The organism is Flaviramulus basaltis (assembly GCF_900114265.1).
Lineage (GTDB): Bacteria > Bacteroidota > Bacteroidia > Flavobacteriales > Flavobacteriaceae > Flaviramulus > Flaviramulus basaltis.
Genome location: NZ_FPKV01000001.1, coordinates 700,172 through 717,069 on the forward strand (window position 1 = coordinate 700,172; position 16,898 = coordinate 717,069).

The following is a 16,898-nucleotide window of genomic DNA, read 5'->3' on the forward strand; positions in this document are numbered from 1 at the left end:
TTAGCTTTTACTAATCCAAATATGAATTCATTAAACGATTTAAAAAAAATATCAGATACCCTACCTCTTTCTCAAAGAATGCCTGTTCTATTTTTAGGCCATGGGAGTCCAATGAATGGTATTGAAGAAAATCAATTCACTAAAGGTTTTCAAAACATTTCAAAGACATTGCCAACACCTAGTGCTATAGTTTGTATTTCTGCACATTGGTATACAAAAGGAACAAAAGTTACTGCTATGGAATTGCCTAAAACCATTCATGATTTTGGTGGATTTCCGCAAGAATTATATGAACAACAATATCCCGCAAAAGGGAATCCTGATTTAGCAAAAGAAACTAAAAACCTGCTAAAACCAACACTTGTAGAATTAGATGAAAAATGGGGCTTAGATCACGGAACTTGGACAGTTTTAAAGCATTTATTTCCAAAAGCAGATATTCCTGTAATACAGTTAAGTATAGATTACACAAAAGATCCAGTTTATCATTTTGAACTAGCAAAACAATTAAATTCTTTAAGAAACAAAGGTGTTTTAATTATTGGAAGTGGAAATATTATTCACAATTTAAGATTGGTAGATTGGAAAAATTTTAATGAAGATAATTATGGCTACGATTGGGCTATTGAAGCTAGAGAAACCATTAACAATTATTTACTTGAAGGTAATTATAAACCTTTACTTAATTATGAAAAACAATCAAAAGCATTGCAATTAGCCATTCCGTCCCCAGATCATTATCTCCCTTTAATTTACACCTTAGGTTTGCAACAAAAAAATGAAAATAGTATACTTTTTAATGACAAATTACTTGCGGGTTCTTTAAGTATGACATCATTAAAAATAGGTTAAAAATTTCACTTAACTTAAGGCATGTTAGATTGAATTAATGGGTTTTGGTATTTAGTAAAATCCGATAAATCCTAAACCTATTCGATAGCCATTTTATTAATTAAACCTCTATCATCTATCTGTCCTTTATTCCCCAGGAAAGTCGGCTTTTCTCTTTTGTAAAAAAGCTGTTGTGCCTTCTTTAAAATCTTCGGTACCAAAGCATTTTCCAAACTGTTTTATTTCTGCTTTATAACCATCTACACCATCTTTATAATTAGCATTTATAGCTTTTATGGCGCCTTTTATAGCTACTGAAGAATTACGCATAATCTTTTCTGCAATTTTCTCACAAAAAGGTAATAACTCTTCTAGAGCAACAACATGATTTACTAGTCCATAATTTAATGCTTTGCTGGCATCAATCATTCCTGCTGTCATAATCAATTCCATAGCACGCCCTTTACCAATTAATTGTGGCAAACGTTGTGTACCACCATATCCTGGTATAACACCTAATGATACTTCTGGTAAACCTAATTTAGCATTTTCGCTAGCTACTCTAAAATGACAAGCCATAGCTAATTCTAAACCACCACCCAGCGCAAAACCATTAACAGCTGCAATTACTGGCGTTGATAAATTTTCTATAAAATTAAATAGCAAATCTTGACCTTTTTCGGCTAGTTTTGCGCCTTCTTTTATGTTGAAATTTGCAAATTCACTAATATCTGCTCCTGCAACAAAAGCTTTTTCACCACTTCCTGTTACAATAATAACCTTAGTATTTTTATCCTCATTAGCTTTATTAAAAGCATCATGCAATTCTTCAATAGTCTCCTTATTTAAAGCATTTAATTTACTTGGTCGGTTAATAGTGATAGTTGTTAAACTGCTGTTTTTTTCTGATAAAATATTATTGTAACTCATGATTTTTATAAATTTTAAATATCTTTTTTAAATAGTTCCAATCCTGTGATTTCAGACAGTTCTGAATCATAAAATCTTATAGATGTTTTTACAACTCTATCCGATTTATCTCTTGGTGATTTACTTGTAATTCTGGCTTTAGAATTATTTAAGTTTTTAGTGTATTTGCCATCAAAATCTTTTGATTTATTAGCAAAAAAATAAACTAATTTCCCTTTGGATTCCCATGTTCCTTTTCCATAAAAATTTTCTTCAGGGTTTCTCTCTCCTACAATATCTCTAAAAAAATGATATATAAATGTTCCATCAGAATTTAATGAAAGTGTCCATTTTATTTTTGTTCCATCTGTGTTTTGAGGCTCTAATGTATATACTCCTGTTTGAGCAAATAAACTCAAACTAAACATAAAGATTAATATAAAAAATGTGTGTTTCATAATTTATCCTTTAGGAAAAACTACTTTAAATGTTGTGCCTTTATCTTTTTCTGAAACAAATGTAATAGTTCCTTTATAGGTTTCTACTATATTTTTCACCATAGCCAAACCAAGCCCCATACCACTACTTTTGGTCGTAAACTTGGGCTCGAATACTTTTTCTATATTTTCTTCTAAAATCCCTGAACCATTATCTGCAACTGTTATAACAATTACCTCATCATCAGTTTTAACATTAACACCAATTTTGGGTGTTCGGTTATCTGGAATTGACTGGATACTATTTTTAACTAAATTAGTAACAACACGTATAAGTTGAGTTCTATCAAGTTTAGCAATAATTTCTTCTTTCTCAGCCGTAAAAACTATATAATCTTCATTAAAAATATCAAGCGCTAACTTAACAATTTTAACCACATTAAGCATTTCATTTTGTTGCGCTGGCATTTTTGCAAAGTTTGAAAATGCTGAGGCTATGGAACTCATCGTATCTATTTGCTGAATGAGTGTTTTACTATATTCATCAACTTTTGAGTGTATATTTTCATCATTAGGATCGAATTTACGTTGAAAGTTTTGCACCGTTAAACGCATAGGCGTTAACGGGTTTTTTATCTCGTGAGCTACTTGTTTTGCCATTTCTCGCCATGCCTGTTCGCGCTCGCTTCTGGCAAGTTGTATGGCACTTTCTTCCAACTCGTCAATCATACTATTATAAGAGTTTACTAAAGTTGAAATCTCTTCGCTAGTATCATTAATTTCTATTTTCTGATTTCGCTTTTCTAAACGTGTCGTATTAATTTTATCGCTAATGGTTTTTAATGATTTTGTAATGTATTTAGACAACAAAAACGAAATACTTATCGCCATTAATAGCACTAACATAAAGGCATATCTTAACCGCTCTAAAAACTCTTCCAACTCTTTAGCAAGAAAATCGTCTTTTTCTAAATATGGTAGATTTAAAATAGCTAGAGGCTTAGATTTTTGATCTGTAATATATATGTATGACGATTGAAATATTTCTCCATTCTCTTCATGTTTATCAACATATCTATGGTCAACCGTATGCGAAATAGCATTTAATATTTCGGCATCAATACACCTTTCGGCTTGGTCTGGTTTTAAATTAGCTTTTGAAGAAATAAGCATCGTGCCTTCTAAATCGTATAAATTGATTTGAAGTTTATGAATGTGAGCAATTCTATAAATTTCGTCTTTAAAAATTAACGGAATATTTTCGGTTTTAACCTCCCAAGTATTTTGTCGTCCATTTAAAACCGTAGTGATATGGGTTTTAATGTTCTCTTCTTTACGATTTAAACGCCCAGTGTGATAGTCTTCACTTTGCTCTTTATATTGATAAATAGCAACTAGAGATATTAGCACTGAAGCTAATAATACCAGAAGTATCATTGAAATAAAAATACGAATACGTAAAGAGAGGTTTCTTAATTTCATCTAATATTATAATCGACTAAATATAACAATAATCGAACCAAAGACGCTAATGGCTATTTAAAAATAAACCTCTTCGTTAAAAGTTGATTATTATAGTTGCTACCTGCGTTAGGGATAGAAAAGGAAATCCTTTTTGAAAGGCACGAGCAAAAAGATTGTATTGGATAGCCCGACCCTTTTGGGAAACGCCCAAATAACTTAAGCTTCTGGATTTTTATCTCTAATGTTCTTATAAATTTTAAAACCTAGCATAATAAGAACCCCTAAAACTATAATTCCAACAACACCCCAAACCCAGTTAATGGCACTTTTTAAAACCACTAAAAAAACTACTACAAAAAGAATAAACGTAGCGCCTTCATTCCAAATACGCATAAAACTTGAGGTTTTTTTAACCACATCGTTTTGTAATTGTTTAAAATATTGATGCGTTTTTAAGTGATAAATAATGAGTAAAACTACAAACGCTAACTTAACATGCATCCAAGGTTGTTGCAACCAATAAGGTTGTAAAATAAGCAACCAAACAGCAAAAAGAGTTGCTAAAATAGCTGATGGCCAAGTAATGATATACCATAGCCGTTTTGCCATAAGTTTAAGCTGTTTACCAAGAATTTCCTTGTCTGGCGATGGTTTATGAAATGCTTCAATTTGATATACAAACAACCGAGGAATGTAAAACAACCCCGCAAACCATGTTATTACAAAAATGAGATGAAACGATTTTATATAATTGTAATATTCCATAGCCTAACTATTTGTAACTAAATTACGTTTTACTTCTCTATTTAAAAAATAGGCTGTTATTATGGTTGCTAACGTATCAGAAATTGGGAAAGACATCCAAACACCTAATTCTCCATAAAATTTTGGAAGAATTAAAATGAGTGGAATAAAGATAAAACCTTGTCTTGTTAGTGTTAATAAAAGTGCGGGTATAGCTTTACCAATAGCCTGAAAATAAGCAGCACCAATAAGTTGAATAGCTACAATTGGTGTTGCTGCAAATACCCATCGCATATCGCTTGGTGTTTGTTTTATAACCTCAACATCTGTAGTAAATAATCTTGTAATAGCTTCTGGAAATAACATAAGCATAATAAATACTAAAGTTGCTAAACCTGAGGCATATTTTAATGCTGTAAAAATAGTTTTTTTAACACGTTGATATTCTTGTGCGCCATAATTAAAACCTGCAATAGGCAAAAAGCCTTGTGTAACACCAAAAACTGGAAATAATGCAAACATTAGCATACGACCAACAATAGCATAAGCGGTGACAGATGTTTCGCCTCCTAAGTTGTATAAAATATTATTCATGAATAAATAAGTTATACTTACGACTGCTTGTCTTGCAAGAGTAACAAACCCCAAAGAACTTATTTCTGAAACTATAGATTTGTTTAAACCAAAGTGTGAGATATCTATTTTTAATTCAGAGTTTTTTGATAAGAAAAACCACAAAATGAATGCAAAACAGAAAAGGTAGGATATCGTAGTTGCCCAAGCGGCGCCTTCCATTCCAAAATCTAAAACGTTTATAAAAATATAATCCAAAACTAAATTCCCAACGGATGGAATCATCATCGCATACATTGCAAATTTAGGTTTCCCTTCCGCACGTATTACAGTATTTCCCATCATACAAAGTGCTAGAAAAGGCACGCCATATAAAACAATTCTGTAATAAATTTTAGCAGGTTCAAAAATGGCACCTTTACCTCCAAATGCAGGAATAATATCATTAATATAAAGCAATCCAAAAAACACCATGGTTATAGTTAATAACAACGTAAGTGTTATTTGATTACCAAAAGTTTTTAAGGCTTTTATATTGTTATTTGCACCTAATGCTCTTGAAATTATAGAAGAACCTCCAATACCAATACTCATTCCTAAAGCGGCAATAAAAAAAGATACTGGAAGCACAACATTTATGGCTGCTATAGCTGTTGAACCTATCCAGTGTCCAACAAAAATAGTATCTATAAGTATATTAAGCGACATTACTAATATTCCTATAGATGCTGGAACAGCTTGTTTTATAAGTAGTTTACCTATGGGTTGCGTACCTAAGTCTTGGGATGATATTTTTGCCATTATGCTAAAATGGATTCAGATGTTGCCCATTTTTTTACCCATTTTGAAAGCAATGCTACCCATTCGTCATCGTCATTTAAACAAGGTACTGTGGTGAAATATTTACCGCCAACTTCATGAAAAATTTCTTCGCCTTCCATAGCTATTTCTTCTAAAGTTTCCAAACAATCACTCACAAAAGCAGGTGTTACAATAGCCATGTTTTTAATGCCTTGTTTACCTAAACGCTCAATAGTTCTATCTGTATAAGGTTGTAACCATGGATCGAAACCTAATCGTGATTGAAAGGATGTTGAAAATGAACCTTCTTCTAACTTCAATTTTTCTCCAACCAATCTGGTGACTTCTTTACATTGATGTCTGTAGCAAAACTCATGCGCTTTGCTAGCAGTTGCACAACAACTACCATCTATTTTACAATGTGATTTTGTGATATCACTTTTTCTAATATGACGTTCTGGAACACCATGATATGAAAACAATAAATGCTCGTAATTTTTCCCTTGTAAATGCCTTTTAATAGAATTTGAAAGTACTTCAATATAGTCTGGTTTATTATAAAATGCTGGAACAGACTCTATATTTAAGTTTGGAAAGTATTCTTGCTGAATTTCTTCGGCTAAAACTATAATAGTCTCTGTTGTAGCCATAGCAAATTGTGGATATAATGGAAATAACAAAACCTCTTCTACACCTTTATCTACTAATTCTTGAAGACCTTTTTTAATAGTCATACTTCCATAACGCATGGCTAAAGCCACTGGCTGTTCAACTTGTTTTTGTAATTTATTTTGAAGTCTTTCTGACAATACAATTAAAGGCGAACCTTCTTCCCACCATATTTTTTTATATGCTGCTGCAGAAGCTTTTGGGCGCGTATTTAAAATAATACCTTTTACCAATAAATTTCTTGCCCAAAGCGGAACGTCAATTACCCTTTCGTCCATTAAAAATTCGCCTAAATATTTTTTCACATCTTTTGGTTCTGGACTGTCTGGCGAACCAAGATTAACAAGTAAAATTCCTTTTTTCATTAATTTTTATTCCTTAATTAATTTAAAACTCTTTAAAGTAAAAGCAGTTTGCGGTAAAATAAAATTTGCTTCCGCTTGTTAGCTTATTTGCATAATCAAATTTATGTGTCATCGCTTCCTTAAGTACGGCTAGAATTTCTGAACCGCTTAAAAAAACCTGTTCTTTTGGAAAATAAAGCGCACAAGAAAATACTTTATCACCCGTTTCATCAATATTATATACTATTTTAAGATTTATACTTCTTTCTGCTTTAAAAATATTTTCTTTTTTTTCTGAGAGTACAATTTTAAAAAACGTATCACTAAAACCACTTCCTTTTCTATATTTTGCTTTTATATGAGCATCAGCGATTCTTATTTTTAAACTTTTAGACTGACTTTCAATTTTACTTAAAAAGTCTTTATGATCGTTAGTCATAAAAACTATATAACCATCTTCTTCTGCGACTTCAACTTGTATGTCTTGAGCAATAATTAATTTGGGTATGGTTATTAAAAAAACAAAACAAATACATGTTTTCAATGCTCTCATTCTCTTTTATAAACTTCTAAATAAAATTATCTTTTCAAACAATACAGTATTCCACCAACTAAATGTTTTTTAAATTCTGGCTCAGAATACGATTCGTTGGTGTGACCCAATCCTGTGTAAAACATGCGTCCTCCATCAAATTCTTGATACCAGGCAATAGGATGAATCTCACCATTTTTTCCGCCTTTATAGGTTGATTCATCTAAAGTTAACAATACATTAATAGCATTACTTATAGATTTAAAATTATACCATTCATCATGTCTAATCCATTCTTCCGACAAATGTTTTGTAGATTGATGGTTATTGTTAATTGTTTTTACGGTAGCTTTACTCTGTTCTGGGTGACCATCAAAATAAGCGCCTACAAGTTTATTGTACCATGGCCAATCATATTCAGTATCTGTAGCCGAATGAATTCCCATAAAGCTTCCTCCATTTTCAATAAAAGTTTTAAAAGCTTTTTCTTGATCATCATTTAAAACATTACCTGTTGTGTTTAAGAAGATAACCAAATGGTATTGCTTTAAATTTTCATCTGTAAAAACCTCAGAATTTTCAGTGTGAGTAACTTCAAAATCATTTTCTTCTCCTAGCTTCTTAATAGTTTCAATACCTGTTTCGATAGATTGATGTCTGTAACCTTCTGTTTTAGAAAATACCAAAACCTTATCTGAAGCTTCAGAAAAATTTGTTATAAACACAAATAGGACTATTAAAATTGCTTTCATAAAACTAGTCTTTAATGTTTTCTGAGTTTTGTTGATGATATAATTTAGGCCTTTCTTCATTGTAATTACAATCTTGAAAAATACCACAAGAAATATTAGACCGAACTAAAGATTTAGCATTGTCAGCATTTTTGGATAAAGCTTCAATTTCTGGAGTTAAATGTTTCATATTATTAGAGTTTAATATGTGATCTAATTTAAAGAAACTACGTATTTTTTTGGTGTTGTACCGTACTTCTTTTTAAAGGCTGCTATAAAATGACTAGATGTGCTGTACCCTACTTTTAACCCTACTTCATTTACATTATCATTTCCTGCTTCTAGTAGTTTTCGTGCAACTTCCATCTTGTAATCAAATAAAAAACTAAAAACTGAATCGCCATAAATTTGCTTAAAGCCTTCTTTTAGCTTTTTTAAATTTAATCCAATTTCATCAGATAGTTCTTGTAAACCTGGTGGCTCTGCCATTCGAGAAATAATAATATCCTTGGCTTTTCTTATTTTAATAACATTAGTTTCATCTACTAAAAAGGGGCATTGCTCCACATCTGCATCTTCACTTCTATTAAAATACAAGCTTAAAAGCTCATAAGCTTTACCTTTAAAATATAGGCTTTTTATAGATTGATTTAAATTATAATTTATAAGCTGATTAAGCACAATGGCCATTGATGGAGAAATAGCACCATCTTTATAGTATTTTTTGTCCTTATTATCATCACTCAAAAACGTAATGTAACCAGCTTCTTGCGAAAACAAACCATGAAACTTTTTAATAGAAATTAAAACTGAAACAATCCAAGAATTTGGGTCTGTTTTAAGGTTTATTGGGAGGTCGCGTTGTGGATTGTATAGCAATAAAGAGTTTTCCTCTAAGATGTTTAAAGTGTAACGGCCATCGTTAAAAATAAATTCACACGATCCTTTTAAACAAAAATGAAATTGAATGTAATCGCTATTTATTTCTTTAACAATGCTTTGCGTTTCACTTTTATCATTCTTATAAGTTAAAATTAAAAAACCATCATCTACTTGGGTTTCTTTAAATGAACTTTGAGCGACATTTTTTTGCGAACTTTCTGCGTTATTCATAGAGCCTTTATTTAGATTGGTTCTAAATAGATTTAATCAAAACACTTGATTCTACTGCAAAAATATGATATTTATCATTCATTTAAACAAAAACACATTAAAAAACTTGAAACGATACTAAAAGTTCTTTGAGCGTTACTTTTTTTATAAGTATCAATATACTTTTGCTTCACATTTCAGGTATAAGCATGCAGAAGTACAATATTTCTAGAAGTAATTACTTTTATGCCATTGGTTTAAGTTACAAAAAAGCCGATGCGGATATAAGAGGTCGTTTTAGTTTGGATGAAAATTCTAAACAATCACTATTGAATCAAGCCAAAGAAAATGATATTGAAAGCTTGATAGTAACTTCTACTTGCAACAGAACTGAAATTTATGGTTTTGCACAACACCCTTTTCAACTAATACAATTGCTTTGCGATAATACTCGTGGCACCGTTGAAGAATTTCAAGAAGTAGCTTACATTTATAAAAATAACGATGCCATTGCTCACATGTTTCGTGTAGGTTCTGGTTTAGATAGCCAAATTCTTGGTGATTTCGAAATTATTAGTCAGTTAAAAACAAGTGCTAAAATTTCGAAAAAGCATAATTTACTTAACCATTTTACAGAGCGGTTAATTAATGCTGTTATTCAAGCTAGTAAACGTATTAAAACAGAAACCGATATTTCATCAGGTGCAACTTCAGTATCGTTTGCATCGGTTCAATATATTTTCAATTCTGTTGAAGATATTTCTAATAAAAATATTTTACTATTCGGAACGGGAAAAATTGGTAGAAATACTTGTGAAAACTTAGTAAAACATACCAAAAACGAGCATATTACTTTAATTAATAGAACTAAAGATAAAGCAGAACAAATTGCTGGGAAATTTAATTTATTAGTTAAAGATTACGCTAATTTACAAGAAGAAATAAGCACCTCTGATATTTTAATAGTAGCAACAGGCGCCCAACGCCCAACTATTGATAAACATATTATTCAATCTAAAAAACCGCTTTTAATATTAGATTTATCTATTCCTAAAAATGTTAATGAGAATGTTAAAGAGCTTGACAATGTATCGCTTGTTCATTTAGATGATTTATCTAAAATTACCGATCAAACTTTAGAAGCTCGAAAAAAACACATTCCATTTGCAGAAGCTATTATTGAAGAAGTAAAAGCAGAATTTAATAGTTGGTTAGAAACTAGAAAATTTGCACCAACAATAAAAGCCTTAAAGCATAAGTTAAATGGTTTTGCTTCTGCTGAATTAGATGTGCAACGCAAAAAACTAACTGATTTTAACGAGGCACAAGCCGAATTAATCAGCAATAATATCATCCAAAAAATAACCAATCATTTTGCACATCATTTAAAAGATGATAACATTTCTACAGACGAAAGTCTTGAACTTATTAAAAAAGTGTTCCAGTTAGAACCTTCCAAAAAAAATGTCTAAAATTATAAGAATTGGTACTCGCGATAGTGAATTAGCACTATGGCAAGCCAAAATAGTACAAAGTCAACTTGAAAATTTAGGTCATAAAACCGAACTCGTTCCTATAAAATCTACAGGCGATTTGGTTTTAGACAAACCACTTTATGAGTTAGGAATTACCGGTATTTTTACTCGCACTCTAGATATAGCCATGTTAAATCATGATATCGATATTGCTGTACATTCGCTTAAAGATGTCCCAACAGTTTTGCCAAAAGGTATTGTACAAACTGCTGTTTTAAAACGAGGCAATGTTAATGACACACTTATTTTTAATGACAATGAGGAGTTTTTAGGATCTAAAGAAGCCGTAATTGCAACAGGAAGTTTACGAAGAAGAGCACAATGGCTTAACAGATTTCCAACGCACACTATTGTAGATTTAAGAGGTAACGTAAATTCTCGTTTACAAAAACTTGAAGAAAGTGAAACTTGGAACGGTGCTATTTTTGCTGCCGCTGGTATTGGTAGAATTGGATTAAGACCAGAAGAAGCTATTAATTTAGACTGGATGATTCCTGCGCCCGCACAAGGTGCAATTATGATTACAGCACTAGAAGATGATGAATTTGTTAGAACTGCTTGTGCTGAATTAAATCACGAGGAAACCGAAATTTGCACCACTATTGAGCGCGAATTTTTAAATAAACTAGAAGGCGGTTGTACTGCGCCAATTGGTGCTTTAGCTTATATTAAAGATGGTGACATCAACTTTAAAGGTGTTTTATTAAGTCCAGATGGTACAAAAAGAATTGATGTTACTCGAGTTAAAAAACTTGGTGAGCATAACGATATGGCTCAATATTGTGCCGATTTTATTATTGAACGTGGCGGGAAACGCTTAATGGATAACATTAAAAACTCAACTAGAAAAACAAATGTATTTTCTACGAAATCTTTTACCGAAGACCAACGTTTATTATTTCATGAAAAAGTAGTTGCAGACAGCAGCGATTTTATCAAAATAAGTTTGAATAGAATTCATCCACGTTTCTTAAGAAATGAAATTCAAAATGTTATTATCACCAGTAAAAATGCTGTGGAATCGTTAACAACAAACTATTCAGCAACCGAATTACAATTTAAAAATATTTACTGTGTTGGTCGCAGAACAAAACGCCTCATTGAAAAAAAGATTGGCAAAGTAAAACACATTGAAAAAAATGCTGAAAAGCTTGCTAACTATTTAGTTGAATATATGGAAGGCGCAGAAGCAACATATTTCTGTAGTGATATTAGGTTAGATGTGCTACCAACAGTTTTAGCAGAAAACAATATAAAAGTTAATGAAGTTGAAGCCTACCAAACAAAATATGATGGTGTAAAAATTGATGATTCTGTTGAAGGCGTCATGTTTTATAGCCCATCAACTGTTGAAAGTTTTGTTCAAAAAAACAAAGCAGAAATTATTGCGTTTTGTATAGGAGAAACAACAGCTACAGAAGCTAAAAAACACTTTAATGATGTTAGAGTAGCAAAAGTGCCAACTGTTGAAAGTGTGATTGAGTTGGTTAATGAGTATTATATTTAATATTTTAAACGTCATTACGAGGAACACAGATACGCGATAATCTATTGATAATAAGAAGATTGTCCCAAAAAACAAATTTACTTCCTAATGACAAATAAAAAGGCATGATAAAAAACGATTTATTTTTAAGAGCATTAAAAGGAGAAACTGTAAATCGCCCACCAGTTTGGATGATGCGTCAAGCAGGACGTTATTTACCAGAATTTATAGCAATACGTGAGAAATACGATTTCTTTACGCGTTGTCGTACTCCGGAATTAGCAAGCGAAATTACCGTGCAACCTATTCGTCGTTACGGAATGGATGCTGCTATTTTATTTAGTGACATCTTAGTCATTCCTCAGGCCATGAATATTGAAGTGCAAATGAAACCAAATTTTGGACCTTATTTACCAAATCCTGTACGCACTCAAAAAGATGTAGATAATGTTATTGTTCCAGATGTTACAGTAGAATTAGATTATGTTTATCAAGCTATAAAAGCAACCAAAGAGTTGTTAAATGACGACATTCCTTTAATTGGTTTTGCGGGATCACCTTGGACTATTCTATGTTACTGTGTGCAAGGTCAAGGCAGTAAAACCTTTGATAAAGCTAAAGAATTCTGTTTTACAAATCCTTTAGCAGCACATCAATTACTGCAAAAAATAACGGATACTACAATTGCATATTTAAAAGAAAAAGTAAAAGCTGGTGTTAACGCCGTTCAGATTTTCGATTCTTGGGGAGGTATGTTATCACCTGTTGATTATCAAGAATTCTCATGGCAATATATCAACCAAATTATTGAAGCTTTAAAAGATGATGCGCCAGTAATTGCCTTTGGAAAAGGGTGTTGGTTTGCACTTGGTGATATGGCAAAAAGTAACGCATCTGCATTAGGTATAGATTGGACATGTTCTGCTAGAAATGCGCGTTATTTAACTGGAGGAAACATAACACTTCAAGGTAATTTTGATCCGTCTCGCTTGTTATCACCGCCATCAGATATTAAAAAAATGGTACACCAAATGATTAATGAATTTGGTAAAGATAAATACATTGTAAATTTGGGTCATGGTATTTTACCTAACATCCCACTAGATCATGCAAAGGCATTTATTGATGCCGTAAAAGAGTATAATGCTTAAAAACATTTCCATAGGAATCAAAGCATATTTCGGAGCTTTTAGTTTAATCTCTAAACTTAAACTCTGGAAATTCTTTGTGATTCCTATGCTAATCAGTTTTGTAACTGCTACTTTTTTTATTTGGATTGCTTTTACTTATTCGGATAATATTGTTGACTATATCACAAGCCTAATTCCTGGATGGAATACTACTATCAATATTGGTTGGGTTTCTAAAATTTTTTATTTTTTATTTGCTATAGTAATTTTAGGAGTTGGGATTATTCTTTATAAACACATTATAATGGCATTATCAGCGCCATTTATGAGTCCTGTTTCCGAAAAAATCGAAGTTCATTTAACAGGAAACACAGCGCATTCACATAGAAACACAAGTTTTATTGAACAACTTTGGCGAGGTATTCGAATAAATGGTAGAAACTTAATCATGGAATTGTTATTAACCATTCCCATTTTACTTTTAAAATTTATCCCAATCGTCAACATTTTTTCAACCATTTTACTATTTTTAGTACAAGCCTATTATGCAGGTTTTGGTAATATGGATTACACGCTAGAACGTCATTTTAAATATAAAGAAAGCGTTAAATTTGTTCAAAAAAACCGAGGTTTAGCCATTGGAAATGGTATAGTTTTTATTCTATTTTTATTAATTCCAATTGTTGGTGTTATATTAGTGCTACCATTATCGGTAACTGCGGCAACGTTAAAAACCGTGGAGGCTTTAGAATTAAAATCTGATATTAAAAATGTTTAGTTTTAGTAACTATAATATTGAACCTATTCAACTTCAAGACGCTTGGAGTATATGTGATTTCATGATTGCTAACGAAGACCGTTTAAAAAGATATTTCCCTAAAACTTTAGAAGAAAATCTCTCTCCAGATTTATCAAAAATTTTCACTGAAAAAAAAGTAAAACAATTCGAATTAAAAGAAGAGCTTCTTTTCACTATAAAGGAAAAGGAAGAAAATAAATTAATAGGCTTAGTTTATATAAAAGAACTCGATTGGACTAAAAAACAAGGCGAATTGGCTTATTGTATTGGCTATGAGTTTGAAGGAAAAGGCATAACAACAAATGCCATACATATTTTATCTGATTTTGCTTTTGAAAACATCGAATTAAAAACGTTACAAATTATAGCTCACAAGAGTAATATTGCTAGCATAAAAGTAGCCGAAAACTGTAATTTCATTTGGATTAAAACCCTTAAAAATGAACATACGCCTCCTGGAGAATCCCCTTTAGACATGGAATTATACGAATTGTATAAAGAATTTGAATAGACAATATAATGAAAGATACATTTTTCAACTATATACATAAATTGCAAGATACCATCACTTCTAAACTTGAAGAAATTGATGGAAAATCGAAATTTAAAGAAGATGTTTGGGAACGACCTGAAGGTGGTGGTGGACGCACGCGTGTTATTGAAAACGGAAATGTATTTGAAAAAGGTGGTGTAAATATTTCTGGAGTTCATGGTAAATTACCAAAATCGATGCAAAACTATTTTAAAGTAGGTGAAGTTGATTTTTTTGCATGCGGTTTAAGTTTGGTACTGCACCCTAAAAACCCAATGGTGCCAACCGTTCATGCTAATTGGCGTTATTTTGAAATGTATGATGATAAAGGAAAAATAATTGATAGCTGGTTTGGTGGCGGACAAGATTTAACACCTTATTACCTATTTGATGAAGATGCAAAACACTTTCATCAAACCTGTAAAACAGCTTGCGATAATCATAATCCTGAGTTTTACCCAAAATATAAAGCACGTTGTGATGCCTATTTCTACAACACACACCGAAACGAAGGTAGAGGCATTGGCGGTTTGTTTTTCGATTATTGTAAAGCTTCAGAAACCATGAACATGCAAAATTGGTATAATTTTGTTTCCGAAGTTGGTAATAGCTTCTTAGAAGCCTATGTTCCTATTGTTGAAAAACGAAAAGATTTACCATATACTGAAGCACAACGTAATTGGCAGGAAATTCGTCGCGGTCGTTATGTAGAGTTTAATTTAGTACACGATAAAGGCACCCTTTTCGGATTAAAAACTAACGGACGAATAGAAAGCATTTTAATGAGTTTGCCACCTCATGTACAATGGGTTTACGATCATCATCCTGAAAAAGAAAGTGAAGAAGAACGTTTAATTAAAATATTACAAAACCCTATAGATTGGGTTTAATTAAACACTATGAATTGCTACTGCGGAAACCAAAAAACCTATTCCAACTGCTGCGAAAAAGCACATAAAAACATGGGCGAAGCTGAAACTGCAGAACAACTTATGCGTTCTAGATATAGTGCTTTCGTATTAGCTAATGGCGATTATTTAATGCAAAGCCACCATACATCTACACGACCTTTAAAAGAGAAAAAAACTATCGTAAAATGGGCAAAATCTGTGCAATGGATTAAACTTGAAGTGACAGAAAAAGTTAAAGGAACAGAAAACGATACTGAAGGAACCGTAACTTTTAATGCTTACTTTTATGAAAAAGGAAAGGTAGAAATGATTCACGAAAAATCAACATTTGTAAAAGAAAACAACACGTGGTATTATTTAGGTTATGCCAAAAATTAAAAAATATGTATCCATTAAGAAGAAATAGAAGACTAAGAACTAACGAAGCTATTCGTTCATTAGTTCGTGAAACCATAATATCTCCAAACGATTTTTTAGTACCTCTTTTTGTGGTTGAAGGCAAAGGCATAAAGGATGAAATTCCATCTATGCCAAACTACTTTCGTTATAGTTTAGATTTATTAGAAAACGAGGTTAAAGAACTTTGGAAACTAGGCTTAAAATCTGTGTTGCTTTTCGTTAAAGTTCCCGATAATTTAAAAGATAATAAAGGTACAGAAGCTTTAAATCCAAACGGATTAATGCAACGCGCCATTAAAACCGTTAAAAATGTGTGTCCAGATATGTTAGTAATGACAGATGTGGCATTAGACCCATACTCAGCTTACGGACATGATGGCATTATAGAAGACGGACAAATTCTAAATGACCAAACTGCTGATGTTTTAGCAGAAATGAGTGTTTCGCATGCACAAGCAGGCGCCAATTTTGTTGCGCCTAGCGATATGATGGATGGGCGTATTTTAACCATTCGTGAAGCATTGGAAGAAGAAGGTTTTATAAATACAGGCATTATGAGTTATTCCGCAAAATATGCCTCTGCTTTTTATGGTCCTTTTCGTGATGCATTAGATTCTGCTCCGGTAGATTTAATTGACATTCCTAAAGACAAAAAAACATACCAAATGGATTATGCAAATCGACTTGAAGCCATTCGTGAAACCGAAATGGATATTGACGAAGGCGCAGATATTGTGATGGTAAAACCAGGATTATGTTACTTAGATATTGTTCGTGAAATAAAAAATGAGGTTGATGTACCATTAGCGGTTTATCAAGTTTCTGGAGAGTATGCTATGCTAAAAGCTGCTGCCGAAAAAGGTTGGTTAGATCACGATGCTGTTATGATGGAACAAATAACAGCTATAAAACGTGCTGGAGCAGACATCATTGCAAGTTATTTTGCTAAGGATGTTGTGAAATTAATTTCTTAAGTCAA

The 16,898-nt window shown here is 32.0% G+C and carries 19 protein-coding genes; 9 read left to right on the plus strand and 10 right to left on the minus strand.

All coding sequences use genetic code 11. From position 1 onward, the window contains the following. The first annotated feature begins 21 nt into the window (after nt 1-21). Nucleotides 22-852, plus strand: a complete 831-nt coding sequence (gene ygiD, locus BT151_RS03215) for a 4,5-DOPA-extradiol-dioxygenase (RefSeq protein ID WP_072400309.1) — start codon at nt 22-24, stop codon at nt 850-852. A 126-nt stretch (nt 853-978) separates the two neighbouring features. Here ygiD and BT151_RS03220 read toward each other — a convergent pair whose 3' ends face one another. The 10 genes from BT151_RS03220 to BT151_RS03260 all read right to left on the minus strand — a co-directional run bounded on the left by BT151_RS03220 (nt 979) and on the right by BT151_RS03260 (nt 9,148). Continuing rightward, nucleotides 979-1,761 carry an enoyl-CoA hydratase/isomerase family protein gene (locus tag BT151_RS03220; RefSeq protein ID WP_072400310.1) on the minus strand — a complete coding sequence of 261 codons (783 nt, stop codon included), beginning with the start codon at nt 1,759-1,761 and terminating at the stop codon, nt 979-981. A gap of 14 nt (nt 1,762-1,775) precedes the next feature. Continuing rightward, entirely contained in the window at nt 1,776-2,198 is a 423-nt protein-coding gene (locus BT151_RS03225; RefSeq protein WP_143144244.1) for a copper resistance protein NlpE N-terminal domain-containing protein, read from the minus strand. Nucleotides 2,199-2,201: 3 nt separating this feature from the next. Further along, nucleotides 2,202-3,659 (minus strand): sensor histidine kinase, encoded by a 1,458-nt coding sequence (locus BT151_RS03230; RefSeq protein WP_072400312.1) that lies wholly within the window; start codon nt 3,657-3,659, stop codon nt 2,202-2,204. A 198-nt stretch (nt 3,660-3,857) separates the two neighbouring features. Then, nucleotides 3,858-4,406, minus strand: coding sequence for a CopD family protein (locus tag BT151_RS03235; protein ID WP_072400313.1), 549 nt, complete (start codon nt 4,404-4,406; stop codon nt 3,858-3,860). Between the two features lie 3 nt (nt 4,407-4,409). Continuing rightward, nucleotides 4,410-5,759, minus strand: a complete 1,350-nt coding sequence (locus tag BT151_RS03240) for an MATE family efflux transporter (protein WP_072400314.1) — start codon at nt 5,757-5,759, stop codon at nt 4,410-4,412. Continuing rightward, nucleotides 5,759-6,793: a ferrochelatase gene (gene hemH / locus BT151_RS03245; RefSeq protein ID WP_072400315.1), complete on the minus strand. Its 1,035-nt coding sequence runs from the start codon at nt 6,791-6,793 to the stop codon at nt 5,759-5,761. Before hemH ends, BT151_RS03240 begins: the two co-directional genes overlap by 1 nt. A gap of 22 nt (nt 6,794-6,815) precedes the next feature. Beyond that, complete coding sequence (locus BT151_RS03250) at nt 6,816-7,325, minus strand: hypothetical protein (protein ID WP_072400316.1); 510 nt, start codon at nt 7,323-7,325, stop codon at nt 6,816-6,818. A 26-nt stretch (nt 7,326-7,351) separates the two neighbouring features. After that, a complete protein-coding gene (locus BT151_RS03255) occupies nt 7,352-8,056 on the minus strand; it encodes a ThuA domain-containing protein (protein ID WP_072400317.1) in 705 nt (234 codons plus the stop codon). A 4-nt stretch (nt 8,057-8,060) separates the two neighbouring features. Next, nucleotides 8,061-8,225 carry a hypothetical protein gene (locus tag BT151_RS18560; RefSeq protein WP_171946602.1) on the minus strand — a complete coding sequence of 55 codons (165 nt, stop codon included), beginning with the start codon at nt 8,223-8,225 and terminating at the stop codon, nt 8,061-8,063. Nucleotides 8,226-8,248: 23 nt separating this feature from the next. Next, entirely contained in the window at nt 8,249-9,148 is a 900-nt protein-coding gene (locus tag BT151_RS03260) for a helix-turn-helix transcriptional regulator (protein ID WP_072400318.1), read from the minus strand. 188 nt (nt 9,149-9,336) lie between these two features. Between BT151_RS03260 and hemA the strand changes: the two genes are divergently transcribed. From hemA to hemB, 8 genes are all read left to right on the plus strand, one after another. After that, the gene (gene hemA / locus BT151_RS03265) at nt 9,337-10,599 is read left to right on the plus strand and encodes a glutamyl-tRNA reductase (RefSeq protein WP_072400319.1); all 1,263 of its coding nucleotides are present in this window, start codon (nt 9,337-9,339) and stop codon (nt 10,597-10,599) included. Continuing rightward, the gene (hemC, locus tag BT151_RS03270) at nt 10,592-12,169 is read left to right on the plus strand and encodes a hydroxymethylbilane synthase (RefSeq protein ID WP_072400320.1); all 1,578 of its coding nucleotides are present in this window, start codon (nt 10,592-10,594) and stop codon (nt 12,167-12,169) included. Before hemA ends, hemC begins: the two co-directional genes overlap by 8 nt. A 104-nt stretch (nt 12,170-12,273) precedes the next feature. Continuing rightward, complete coding sequence (hemE, locus tag BT151_RS03275) at nt 12,274-13,299, plus strand: uroporphyrinogen decarboxylase (protein ID WP_072400321.1); 1,026 nt, start codon at nt 12,274-12,276, stop codon at nt 13,297-13,299. Next, on the plus strand, nt 13,292-14,056 hold the full coding sequence (locus BT151_RS03280) for an EI24 domain-containing protein (protein WP_072400322.1): 765 nt from the start codon (nt 13,292-13,294) through the stop codon (nt 14,054-14,056). The genes hemE and BT151_RS03280 overlap by 8 nt, the downstream gene beginning before the upstream one ends. Continuing rightward, nucleotides 14,049-14,588: a GNAT family N-acetyltransferase gene (locus tag BT151_RS03285; protein ID WP_072400323.1), complete on the plus strand. Its 540-nt coding sequence runs from the start codon at nt 14,049-14,051 to the stop codon at nt 14,586-14,588. Before BT151_RS03280 ends, BT151_RS03285 begins: the two co-directional genes overlap by 8 nt. A gap of 8 nt (nt 14,589-14,596) precedes the next feature. Beyond that, a complete protein-coding gene (gene hemF, locus BT151_RS03290) occupies nt 14,597-15,499 on the plus strand; it encodes an oxygen-dependent coproporphyrinogen oxidase (protein ID WP_072400324.1) in 903 nt (300 codons plus the stop codon). Nucleotides 15,500-15,508: 9 nt separating this feature from the next. Beyond that, the gene (locus BT151_RS03295; protein WP_072400325.1) at nt 15,509-15,898 is read left to right on the plus strand and encodes a YchJ family protein; all 390 of its coding nucleotides are present in this window, start codon (nt 15,509-15,511) and stop codon (nt 15,896-15,898) included. 5 nt (nt 15,899-15,903) lie between these two features. Continuing rightward, the gene (gene hemB / locus BT151_RS03300) at nt 15,904-16,893 is read left to right on the plus strand and encodes a porphobilinogen synthase (protein ID WP_072400326.1); all 990 of its coding nucleotides are present in this window, start codon (nt 15,904-15,906) and stop codon (nt 16,891-16,893) included. Nucleotides 16,894-16,898 lie beyond the last annotated feature (5 nt).